Annotated in this window: 11 protein-coding genes and 1 riboswitch; of the genes, 10 read left to right on the top strand and 1 reads right to left on the bottom strand. The window is 59.4% G+C overall.

Translation table 11 applies throughout. From position 1 onward, the window contains the following. The 10 genes from HMPREF2537_RS12775 to HMPREF2537_RS04065 all read left to right on the top strand — a co-directional run. Nucleotides 1–468: hypothetical protein (locus tag HMPREF2537_RS12775; RefSeq protein ID WP_371591533.1), on the top strand; the 468-nt coding region annotated here is incomplete at its 5' end. Nucleotides 469–932: 464 nt separating this feature from the next. Further along, a riboswitch (TPP riboswitch) is annotated at nucleotides 933–1,110 on the top strand. After that, complete coding sequence (locus tag HMPREF2537_RS04105) at nucleotides 1,099–1,740, top strand: ECF transporter S component (protein ID WP_083298963.1); 642 nt, start codon at nucleotides 1,099–1,101, stop codon at nucleotides 1,738–1,740. (Overlaps the previous riboswitch by 12 nt.) Nucleotides 1,741–1,852: 112 nt before the next feature. Continuing rightward, nucleotides 1,853–3,319, top strand: coding sequence for an ABC transporter ATP-binding protein (locus HMPREF2537_RS04100; RefSeq protein ID WP_070525762.1), 1,467 nt, complete (start codon nucleotides 1,853–1,855; stop codon nucleotides 3,317–3,319). An 88-nt stretch (nucleotides 3,320–3,407) separates the two neighbouring features. Beyond that, nucleotides 3,408–4,130 (top strand): energy-coupling factor transporter transmembrane component T family protein, encoded by a 723-nt coding sequence (locus HMPREF2537_RS04095; protein WP_070525764.1) that lies wholly within the window; start codon nucleotides 3,408–3,410, stop codon nucleotides 4,128–4,130. Between the two features lie 56 nt (nucleotides 4,131–4,186). Continuing rightward, nucleotides 4,187–4,789, top strand: coding sequence for an isopentenyl transferase family protein (locus tag HMPREF2537_RS04090; protein WP_070525760.1), 603 nt, complete (start codon nucleotides 4,187–4,189; stop codon nucleotides 4,787–4,789). Between the two features lie 251 nt (nucleotides 4,790–5,040). Beyond that, the gene (gene rpsL, locus HMPREF2537_RS04085; protein ID WP_005286791.1) at nucleotides 5,041–5,412 is read left to right on the top strand and encodes a 30S ribosomal protein S12; all 372 of its coding nucleotides are present in this window, start codon (nucleotides 5,041–5,043) and stop codon (nucleotides 5,410–5,412) included. A 6-nt stretch (nucleotides 5,413–5,418) separates the two neighbouring features. After that, nucleotides 5,419–5,886 (top strand): 30S ribosomal protein S7, encoded by a 468-nt coding sequence (rpsG, locus tag HMPREF2537_RS04080; protein WP_070525758.1) that lies wholly within the window; start codon nucleotides 5,419–5,421, stop codon nucleotides 5,884–5,886. A 301-nt stretch (nucleotides 5,887–6,187) separates the two neighbouring features. Beyond that, on the top strand, nucleotides 6,188–8,314 hold the full coding sequence (gene fusA / locus HMPREF2537_RS04075; RefSeq protein ID WP_070525756.1) for an elongation factor G: 2,127 nt from the start codon (nucleotides 6,188–6,190) through the stop codon (nucleotides 8,312–8,314). 369 nt (nucleotides 8,315–8,683) lie between these two features. Further along, a complete protein-coding gene (gene tuf, locus HMPREF2537_RS04070; RefSeq protein ID WP_010189688.1) occupies nucleotides 8,684–9,874 on the top strand; it encodes an elongation factor Tu in 1,191 nt (396 codons plus the stop codon). Nucleotides 9,875–9,982: 108 nt separating this feature from the next. Next, the gene (locus HMPREF2537_RS04065; protein WP_070525754.1) at nucleotides 9,983–10,786 is read left to right on the top strand and encodes a hypothetical protein; all 804 of its coding nucleotides are present in this window, start codon (nucleotides 9,983–9,985) and stop codon (nucleotides 10,784–10,786) included. Nucleotides 10,787–11,149: 363 nt separating this feature from the next. Here the strand turns inward: HMPREF2537_RS04065 and HMPREF2537_RS12410 are convergent. Further along, the coding region (locus HMPREF2537_RS12410; protein WP_148138134.1) for an HNH endonuclease signature motif containing protein at nucleotides 11,150–11,525 on the bottom strand (376 nt) is incomplete at its 5' end.

Here is an 11,525-nt window from a genome sequence, read left to right as displayed (position 1 = left end):
GTTGTCGTTGTCAAGGACAAGAACGGCAAGGAGATCGACCGCGTAGAGGTTGAGGTTGAGAAGCCGAGTGGTTCTTCCGACGGTTCTGGTTCCTCTGACCTGTCTTCGAAGCCGAACCAGCGTTGCATCAACACCGGCCTGGGTGTTGGTATCCCGCTGCTGTTCCTGATTCCGGTTGGTCTGGCTTCTCAGATGAACATTCCGGGTCTGAAGGACTTCGTTGCTCCGATTAACAAGCAGATTCGGGATCTGAATACTCAGCTGCAGAAGCAGGCTGGTGTGTTCAATGGTCCGCTGGCTGGCAAGATGGCTGGTATCGATGCGCAGCTGAAGCGTTTCGGTGTTGACCACCAGCAGGCTGCTGGCGCTGTGGCTCTGATTGCTGCTGGTGCTCTGGCTATTGGCCTTATCGCTGATGCTTGTGCGCCGGGTGCAGGTTCCTCTAACGGTTCCTCTTCCAGCAAGTAATCCGCACAGCGTAGGGACGTGTTCCCTCAAATAACACCGCCACGGGAGGCGCGTTAACCTCCCACCCAACTTGAGAGTTGATGAATCGGGACATTGCTGCCGGGCTTCATAGCCCGGTGGCGTGGCCCGGCTCATGGCTCGATTTTGTTTGTTTAATAGTTCCGAAATACCATTTGTTATTTCTCATTAGTCTTGGGTCTCTACCGAAGCTTTTCCTTTCCTTAAGCTCCAGGTGTGGAGGCTCATGGCCACTGGCTTTTTGAAGTCGGTGTGCACGTACCCCGTCGCGTAGGTCAGAGGACGCGACGGGGTACTTTCGTTTTTCTGAGCGTGCCTCTCGGTGGTGTTTCTCTTTTGTTTGAAGCAGAGGTAGATGTGCTCTTGTGAGGTACGTCTTGCTAAGCTGACAGTGCTTCTTGAGCATGCTTAGCTGGTGTTCTATTGGGTGCTAGCGGCTTCTAATTACACATCGTCACGGGTGCTTCCTTGTTTGCCTTGATTGTGCTTAGCCCAATTCCGTTTCTCTTGTCTTATTGGGTTTGCATGGAATGGCTGAGGAGGCTGAGATGCCGCGTCATAGCGGCGAACCGTCGAACCTGATCCGGATAATGCCGGCGAAAGGGAGGAATCATGAACTCTGTATCTCATGGTGGATTTGTTAATGGCGCATCTACGAATGGTGTAGCTCCGCGCAGTTTGAATTGGCGTGTCGTGGACATCGTGGTGGCATCCGTGCTGGGCGTGGCGTGCGGAATTGTGTTCCTGGCGTGGAACACGGTGGGCTACGCCTGGTTCCAAGCTATGGATGCGCTCACCCCGGGCTTGGGTGGTATTGCCACTGGCATTTGGCTGCTGGGCGGTGTCGTTGGTGGCCTGATTATCCGCAAGCCGGGTGCGGCACTCTACGTAGAGCTGTTGGCGGCGATTGTGTCAGCGGTGCTGGGCTCCCAGTGGGGGATTAGTACGTTGTACTCCGGTATTGCGCAGGGCATTGGTGTGGAGATTGTCTTGGCCATCTTCCTCTACCGCCGCTTTGGTCTGGGCATTGCGATGCTTGGTGGCATGGCTGCGGGCTGGGGTGCTTTTGTGCTGGAGCTGTTTACCTCCGGAAACCTGGGCAAGACTCTCCAGTTCAACATCATCTACCTAGTGACGCTGAGCATCTCCGGAGCCATTCTGGCGGGAGCTGTCGGTTACTTCGTGGTTAAGGCTCTTGCGAAGACTGGTGCGCTGGATCGCTTTGCGGTTGGACGCGAACAGCACAACGCTTAGGCAGCGTTGCTTGTTGCTAGTTTGCGTTGTTCTTACTTGTTCCGCGTTGTTTGTTGTTTGTTGATCGTGGACTGATGTTGGTTGGCGTTGCTGACTGTGATGGCTGGTTCTGATGGCTGATGTGGGTAGTGCTGGTGCCACGAAGCTTGTGGCTCGTGGCTTTGGCTGGACGCATGCGGGAAGGCGTGCGCCGGCGCTGGCGGATATTGACCTAGTTGTATCGCCGGGGGAGAAGGTGCTGCTGTGCGGTGATTCCGGTTCCGGAAAATCCACGCTTTTGGCAGCCATAGCGGGTGTGCTTGGTGGGGATGATGAAGGTACACGCGTTGGCTCGATTCTTCTTGAGGATGCCGCCGGTCACGTCGAGCCACCCGGGCGCACCATTCCGGTGGGGCTGGTGCTGCAGGACCCAGACTCGCAGGTGATTGCCGCGCGTGTGGGAGATGATGTGGCCTTTGGTTGTGAGAATCTGGCCTACCCACGCACGGAGATATGGCAGCGGGTAGCTGCGGCGCTATCGATGGTGGGGCCTGAAGTCGACTTGTCTTTCCCCACGGAGCGTCTGTCCGGAGGGCAAAAGCAGCGTCTGGCGTTGGCCGGTGTTATAGCGATGGGCGCGGGCATGGTGTTGCTGGATGAGCCCACGGCGAACCTCGATCCGGAGGGTGCGCGAGAGGTCATCGAGGCGGTATCCACCATGCTGGAGAGCACTGGTGCCACCCTCATCGTGGTGGAGCACCAGCACGCAGCGTGGAAGGGTGTGCTCGACCGTGCGATTGAGCTGAAGGATGGGCGCATCGTCGCTGATGGGTCACTGGAAACTGTTGTCGCTTCGCGCTCAATTAGCGGTTTGCCGCGGGCACGGGGGATTGATGGGGCGTCGTCAAGCAGCGTTGAGGTAGCGCCGGGATCGGACGTATCTCATGTGTCCGGGCCGGAGACGGCGGCGCTGTGGAGTACGGACTTGGTCACCCGCTTTGGGCCGCCGCGTAGCTATGCGTTGCCGCGGGGGATGTCCACGGTGATTACTGGGCCCAATGGCGCGGGCAAGACCACGTGGCTGATGACGGTGGCGGGGTTGCTTCCGGCAGTGTCCGGAGAGATTGGTGTGGCGGAGTATGTGCGGCGGGGGCTGAAGGGCTCGCCGCTGACGTGGAAGTCCCGGGAGTTGGCGGACCGCATTGGGTTCGTCTTCCAGAACCCCGAGCACCAGTTCGTCGCCCGCACGGTAGCGGAGGAGCTGCGCGTGGCACCCCGGGTGATGCACCGCGAGGTGCCAGAGAAGCGCATTGCAGAGCTCGTGGAGGCTTTGCGTTTGGAGCATCTGCTCAACGCCAATCCGTTTACGCTCTCCGGAGGGGAGAAGCGCAGGCTGTCTGTGGCCACGGCGTTGGTCACGGCGCCGGAGGTGTTGCTTCTTGATGAACCAACTTTTGGCCAAGACCCTCATACCTTTACCGAGCTGGTGTGGCTGCTGCGGCGCATGGCGGATGAGGGGACGACGATTGCTTCGGTGACCCACGATCCGTTGTTCATTTCCGCGTTGGGCGACTACCGAGTGGAGGTGAGCCGTGGCTAAATCTTCTTCGGTGAGCGTGAAGGACGCTGGCCGTTTGGGCAACGCTGGATTGCTGCGTGGGGTAAATCCGCTGACGCGCATCTTCCTGATGTTCGTGTGGGTGACACCCTTGTTGCTCTCAGTGGATTGGGTCTCCGCGGTGGTGTCGTTGGGGATGACTCTGCTCTTTGCGCCGCTGTGCGGGGTGTCCTGGCCGCGGCTGTTTAAGGCTGGGTGGTTCCTGTTTCTTATTGCGCCATTGTCCGGTATTTCGATGCTGCTCTACGGTGCGCCCGGCGGGCGGGAGTACTTCAGCTGGTGGCTGATTACGGTCACGGATAACTCACTGGAGCTGGCCATCGCCATTACGGTGCGTGTGCTGGCAGTGGCGCTGCCGATGGTGGTGCTGGCGCGAGATATTGACCCGACAGAGCTTGGCGACGCCCTCTCTCAAATCCTCAAGCTGCCCTCCCGGTTTGTCATCGGGGCGGTGGCCGGGGTGCGCATGATGACGCTGTTCAAATCAGACTGGCAGTACCTGGCCATGGCGCGGCGTGCGCGTGGGCTTACCGACGAAGGCCGCATCAAGCACCTCATCACTATGTCCTTCGGATTGTTGGTGCTGGCCCTGCGCCGCGGCGGGAAGCTCGCCACGGCGATGGAAGCGCGCGGATTTGGTCGCACCCCGCCGGGCGGCGGCCAGCGCACGTGGGCGCGGCCCTCCCAATTAGCCGGCCGGGACTGGCTGGTGATGGTGGTGGGAACCGGCCTTGCGGCGCTTCCGGTGGTAGTTTCGGTTCTCAGTGGGTCCTGGAGATTCTTCGGACTCTAGGATGACTCTCTCTTAAAGCTGCACGCTAGACATACCCAGAAGTGGTGAAAGAAAACATGCAGGACACGGACCGCACGGACCAACGGGAAGGCGGTAAGGGAACTGCCGATACCAACGCCACCGAGATGGACAGGCTCTTGAATGATGTGGTGTCGCTCGCGGCAGCGCGCAAGCGCCCGATGCGCCCAGTCACCGTGCTTATCGACGGCCCCTCCGGCGCCGGCAAAACCTGGACCTCCGTGGCCCTAGCGGAGCGCACGGGGTGGCGAGTAGTCCACCTCGACGAGTTCTACCCCGGCTGGCATGGGCTCAAAGAAGGCTCAGAGATGGTTTCAGAGCAAGTGCTGCGGGAGAATAACCCGGGCTATTGGCGCTGGGATTGGGAAGCCAACGCCCCGAAGGACTGGGCCAGCCTGGATGAACGCGATGATTTGATCGTCGAGGGCGTGGGTTCTGTCACCGAGGCCACCGTGGCCGCCGCCAAGGAGCGTGGCTCCGTGGTGACCGTGCGAATCGACGGCCCACGCGAGAAGCGCCGCGAGCGCGCCCTTGAGCGCGACCCCGGTTATGAAGAGTGGTTTGAAACCTGGGAGAAGCAGGAACAAAAGCACTTCGCCGAACGCGCCGTGGAGGCGGACCTGAGCTGGGAGTGGCGCTAGTTCATACTGCGGTTCGAGTGCCAAGCCAAGCGGACGAAACTCGGATTTGGGCAGATCAGCGGGCTAATGGTAGTCTGTCCAAGGTTTCATCTTTATAGGAGATGAAAAGTCTGATCGGTATCTCAGCCACCCTGTGGCTGAGAGAAGTTCTGGACATGCGGAAGGGCCCCGGAGAAGAGCCCCTATTTTTGCATGTTTGGGCGAGTGGAAACGGTCAGTTCAAGCCGAAGTCATAGAGAAAGACTAGATTTATGCCAACTATTCAGCAGCTGGTCCGCAAGGGCCGCCACGACAAGAAGGCCAAGGTTGCTACGGCCGCCCTGAAGGGCTCCCCGCAGCGCCGTGGCGTGTGCACCCGCGTGTACACCACCACCCCGAAGAAGCCGAACTCGGCTCTGCGTAAGGTTGCCCGTGTGCGCCTGACCTCCGGTATCGAGGTTTCCGCCTACATTCCGGGCGAGGGCCACAACCTGCAGGAGCACTCCATGGTGCTCGTCCGCGGTGGTCGTGTGAAGGACCTCCCGGGTGTTCGCTACAAGATTATCCGCGGCGCACTGGATACCCAGGGCGTGAAGGACCGTAAGCAGGCTCGTTCCCGCTACGGCGCAAAGAAGGGACAGTAATCAACAATGCGTAAGAATGCTGCACCGAAGCGTCCTGTAGTTAAGGACCCGGTTTACAACTCCGAGCAGGTCACCATGCTCGTGAACAAGATCCTGCGTGACGGCAAGAAGTCCACCGCTGAGCGTATCGTCTACGGCGCTCTCGAGGTCTGCCGCGAGAAGACCGGCACCGACCCGGTTGGCACCCTGGAGAAGGCTCTGGGCAACATCCGCCCGGACCTCGAGGTTCGCTCCCGCCGCGTGGGTGGCGCTACCTACCAGGTCCCGGTTGAGGTCAAGCCAGCTCGTTCCAACACCCTGGCTCTGCGTTGGCTGGTGACCTTCACCCGTCAGCGTCGTGAGAACACCATGATCGAGCGTCTCGCCAACGAGATCCTCGATGCATCCAACGGCCTGGGCGCTTCCGTCAAGCGTCGTGAGGATACTCACAAGATGGCTGAGGCCAACCGCGCCTTCGCTCACTACCGCTGGTAATCCCACCGGTATAACCCGCCACATGGCATCATGGCTCGAACAGCGATATCATCGTTTACCTGCGCTGACAATGCGTGTTCTCGCTCCCTTTGGCGGAGCGTCGCACGCTAGCTAGTGCGGAACCTAAACTTGAATAGCGTTGTTCGAGCCATTTTTTATGGCGTGAGCTTCACGCCTCACGCTGACGTATAGGCCCAGACGTGGCAAAATAGACCAAGACCTATCCATGAAGACGTCCTTGTAACGTGGTTGGCGGTTAGCTGACTCGGGCGTCGACGACAATTAAGTTGGGGTATTAACTGTGGCACAAGAAGTGCTTAAGGATCTGAATAAGGTCCGCAATATCGGCATCATGGCGCACATCGATGCGGGTAAGACCACTACCACCGAGCGCATTCTCTTCTACACCGGTATTAACCGTAAGGTCGGCGAGACCCACGATGGTGGCGCTACCACTGACTGGATGGAGCAGGAGAAGGAGCGCGGCATCACCATTACGTCCGCTGCTGTGACCTGTTTCTGGAACAACAACCAGATCAACATCATTGACACCCCGGGTCACGTGGACTTCACCGTTGAGGTTGAGCGCTCCCTGCGTGTTCTCGACGGCGCTGTTGCTGTCTTCGACGGCAAGGAAGGTGTGGAGCCGCAGTCCGAGCAGGTGTGGCGCCAGGCTGCTAAGTACGACGTCCCTCGTATCTGCTTCGTCAACAAGATGGACAAGATGGGCGCGGACTTCTACTTCACCGTTCAGACCATCATTGATCGCCTCGGCGCTAAGCCGTTGGTCATGCAGCTGCCGATCGGTGCTGAGGATGACTTCGACGGCGTCGTCGACCTGATCAACATGCAAGCGCTGACCTGGCGCGGCAAGGTAGAAACCGGAACCGAAGCCACTATCGAGGAGATCCCGGCCGAGCTGCAGGAGAAGGCTGAAGAGTACCGCGAGAAGCTGCTCGAGGCCGTCGCTGAGTCCGACGAAGAGCTCATGGAGAAGTACTTCGGTGGCGAAGAGCTGACCATTGAGGAAATCAAGGGCGCTATCCGCAAGATGACCGTGAACTCCGAGATCTACCCGGTCCTCTGCGGTACCGCTTACCGCAACAAGGGTGTCCAGCCGCTGCTCGACGCTATTGTTGACTACCTCCCGAACCCGCTGGACATCGGCGAGGTCAACGGCACCTCCCTCGACGGTGAGGAGACCCTGACCCGTAAGCCTTCCGTTTCCGAGCCGTTCTCCGCACTGGCCTTCAAGATTGCCGTGCACCCGTTCTTCGGCAAGCTCACCTACGTGCGCGTCTACTCCGGCCAGGCTATCCCGGGCGAGCAGATGCTCAACTCCACCAAGAACAAGAAGGAGCGCGTGGGCAAGCTCTTCCAGATGCACGCGAACAAGGAGAACCCGGTCGAGCACGCCGACGCCGGTAACATCTACGCGTTCATCGGTCTGAAGGAAACCACCACCGGTGACACCCTGTGTAACCCGGACAACCCGATTATCCTCGAGTCCATGGACTTCCCGGATCCGGTTATCCAGGTTGCTATTGAGCCGAAGACCAAGGCTGACCAGGAGAAGCTGGGTACCGCTATCCAGAAGCTGGCTGAAGAGGACCCGACCTTCACCGTTCACCTCGATGAGGAATCCGGCCAGACCGTTATCGGCGGTATGGGCGAGCTGCACCTCGACGTTCTGGTTGACCGCATGAAGCGCGAGTTCAAGGTTGAGGCAAACATCGGTAACCCGCAGGTTGCTTACCGCGAGACCATCCGCAAGAAGGTCGAGTCCCTCGACTACACCCACAAGAAGCAGACCGGTGGTTCCGGCCAGTTCGCAAAGGTCATCGTTACCATCGAGCCTTACAACCCGGATCCGGAGGAGCTGGAAGAGGGCGAGTCCGCAACCTACAAGTTCGAGAACGCCGTCACCGGTGGCCGCGTTCCGAAGGAGTACATCCCGTCCGTCGACGCTGGTATTCAGGACGCTATGCAGTACGGCTTCGTCGCTGGCTTCCCGCTGGTGAACATCAAGGCCACCCTCGAGGACGGCGCTTACCACGACGTTGACTCCTCTGAGATGGCCTTCAAGCTCGCTGGCTCCCAGGTCCTCAAGGAGGCCGTTGCCAAGGCAAAGCCGGTTCTGCTTGAGCCGATCATGGCCGTTGAGGTCGTGACCCCGGAGGAGTACATGGGTACCGTCAACGGTGACATCTCCTCCCGCCGTGGCCAGGTCTTCGCGATGGAAGACCGCTCCGGCGCTAAGGTGGTCAAGGCTAAGGTTCCGCTGTCCGAGATGTTCGGCTACATCGGTGACCTGCGTTCCTCCACCGCTGGCCGTGCAAACTTCACCATGGTCTTCGATTCCTACGCTGAGGTTCCGTCCTCCGTGGCACAGGAGATCATCGAGGAGCGCACCGGCTCCAAGGCCTAAGGGCTAAAGGGGAACCGATCGATTCCCCTCCCTGTGGGGGCTGGTAGTCTTCGCCAGTAGACACCAACTCCCAGCGCTGGGGAGGTAGCGGTCCGCTGAATGCGTAAACATTTTGCGCGTTGAGCCGGCCGTTACCCTCCCAGGATCCTTTAAATTGATTCTTGTCGAGGGTCAACGTCCGCACGTGTTGGGCGGGGTTACCTCCTATTTGGGCAGTTTGAAAAAACTGCGGCATAAATCTAGGATCGTGTAACTGGCACGTAAGAAAGCGTCATTAGCGCTTATGGGCTTCGGCCCGAAGTGCCAATGGCAATACAAACCACGTGGCTGCGAAATACGTAGCCGCCATAGAGTCCAGGAGGACAAACAGTGGCAAAGGAGAAGTTCGAGCGTACGAAGCCGCATGTGAACATCGGCACCATCGGACACGTCGACCACGGCAAGACCACCACCACCGCAGCGATCACCAAGGTTCTGGCTGACGCTTACCCGGAGGAGAACACCGCTTTCGCCTTCGACATGATCGATAAGGCTCCTGAGGAGAAGGAGCGCGGTATTACCATCAACATCTCCCACGTTGAGTACTCCACCCCGAAGCGCCACTACGCACACGTGGACGCCCCGGGCCACGCCGACTACATCAAGAACATGATTACCGGCGCTGCTCAGATGGACGGCGCTATCCTGGTTGTTGCTGCAACCGATGGCCCGATGCCGCAGACCCGCGAGCACGTTCTGCTGGCTCGCCAGGTTGGCGTTCCGTACATCCTCGTTGCACTGAACAAGTGCGACATGGTTGACGATGAGGAAATCATCGAACTCGTCGAGATGGAGATCCGCGAGCTGCTCGCCGAGCAGGACTACGACGAGGAAGCTCCGATCGTTCACATCTCCGCTCTGAAGGCTCTTGAGGGCGACGAGAAGTGGGTACAGTCTGTCATCGACCTGATGCAGGCTTGCGATGACTCCATCCCGGATCCGGAGCGTGAGCTGGACAAGCCGTTCCTGATGCCGATCGAGGACATCTTCACCATTACCGGCCGCGGTACCGTTGTTACCGGCCGTGTTGAGCGTGGCTCCCTGAACGTCAACGAGGACATCGAGATCATCGGTATCAAGGACAAGTCCATGTCCACCACCGTTACCGGTATCGAGATGTTCCGCAAGATGATGGACTACACCGAGGCTGGCGACAACTGTGGTCTGCTTCTGCGTGGTACCAAGCGTGAAGAGGTTGAGCGTGGCCAGGTTTGCATCAAGCCGGGCGCTTACACCCCGCACACCAAGTTCGAGGGTTCCGTCTACGTCCTGAAGAAGGAAGAGGGTGGCCGCCACACCCCGTTCATGGACAACTACCGTCCGCAGTTCTACTTCCGCACCACCGACGTTACCGGCGTCATCAAGCTGCCTGAGGGCACCGAGATGGTTATGCCGGGCGACAACGTTGAGATGTCCGTAGAGCTCATCCAGCCGGTCGCTATGGACGAGGGCCTGCGCTTCGCTATCCGCGAGGGCTCCCGTACCGTCGGCGCTGGCCGCGTTACCAAGATCCTCGACTAATTCTCGCTAGGGCCTAAGGCCCTTCCTGATTAGCAGGTCTGCAAGCCGCTCAATCCCTGATGGGGTTGGGCGGCTTTGGTGATCGCGGACCTACTAGGCTTGGAAGTCATGTTTGACCCAACCCGCATTGACCGCACCCTCGCCGCTCTACGCGCCGCGTGGGAAGGCCAACCGGATCTTCCCTTGGGAACCCTGTTCGGCATGCTGGCGGCTGAAGGCTATGGCTGGGGCGTGCCTGACGGCGAACTCACCGCCCGCCTTGAGTCCATGGCAGCCGTCCACCCGCCGCTAGTGCCTCTCGACGCCCACCTCATCACCGAAGGCCTCTGGCTCGTCGTCACCCCGTCCCACCGCGTTACCTTGACGCCTAACGCCCTTTCCAAAGCCTCGGCCGTCCCAGTTGCCAAGGCCCTCACCGAGCCCTCTGAACCTCAGACTTCACGCCCCGGTTGCATGGCTGTAGTGCGACCGGTGTCTAAGGAAGGACAGCGCGGGCAACCTGTGGCGTGGCAGGTCTCAGCGCTCCGTGCGGTGGGCCCTGGCCGCCCGCTTGTCCTCGCAGACACGGAAGGTTTCGAGCATCGCTTCGGTGTCGTCGAGTCTGTTACTCGGCTGCGCGAGGACAGTCGCAGTTTGACTGGCTTGAAGCGCCGCAGCGTGGGGGATCGTGTGTGGTTCATCCGCACCGATACGGAGACAATCCTCCTCGACCATGGCCTGCATATGGTCGAGCGCAAGAACCGCGAGCTCATCCGCACTGATTTCTCGTGGCATCGAATCGAGGAAGGCGAAATAGGAAAGCCCCTCCGTATCCATCTTTCGCGCGGCACCATGCACACGTTGGGCGTCATCAAGGAGCTCATCCTCGCAGAGTCTGAACCTTGGAGCCCTCCCTCCTCGCCACCCCATTAAGCAGTCAGTAGTTAGCGGATTTCCCTTTAAGGGCTTAGAAACCCCGTTGCTCCTGCCGCTTTCGGCGGCACGTGCAGAGGGGCTTGAGATCGCCTAAATCCCCGCAATCCTGGAGTCGCCCTTTAAGGGCTTAAGGAGGCCTGTCGTCTCTGCCCCTGCTACTTCCGGCAGCACGTGCGGCGGGACCTGAGATCGCCGATTCCCCCGTCAGCCTGGATTTGGTTGACGGGTGGCGCTCGCATAAGGCTCGCCGATGTGCCCGCGTACCTTGCTGTGGTTAGCGGGTGCTTCCATCGGGGTGGTGTTGGTGCTGGTGGTGAGCCCTTTCCTTTCTCTCATCGCGGTGTCTGGTGGCTGCGGGTGTTAGCTGCTGTCGGGTGGTGGGGCTGGTGGTTGTTGTGGTGTTGTGCCCGGTGTTGTTGCAGCTCCTTGTTCTGGTGCTGTGGCCTGTGTCTTTGTGGCTGTTTCCCGTTCGGTGTTGAGTCTGGTTAGTGCTTCTTGGTATTCCGGCATTGCGGTAATCGGCGCACCCCAGGGTGGGATGAAGCTGACTCCGGTGTTGAGTCGGTACATGTAGCCACGCCCGGTAGGCCTTAAAGGGTCATCGTCGTTAATACCGTTGTGGTAGGCACATAGGAAGGTCAGGTTGTTGATGTTGGTGTAGCCACCAGCCTGCCAAGGCACCAAATGATGGACCTGGCAGTAATCAGCTGGTTTATTGCAGCCAGGTCTAGAGCAG

The sequence above is a fragment of the Corynebacterium sp. HMSC074E01 genome (assembly GCF_001808885.1).
Lineage (GTDB): Bacteria > Actinomycetota > Actinomycetes > Mycobacteriales > Mycobacteriaceae > Corynebacterium.
The sequence above is the reverse complement of the archived record's forward strand: the minus strand, read 5'-3'. Positions and strand labels throughout refer to the sequence as shown.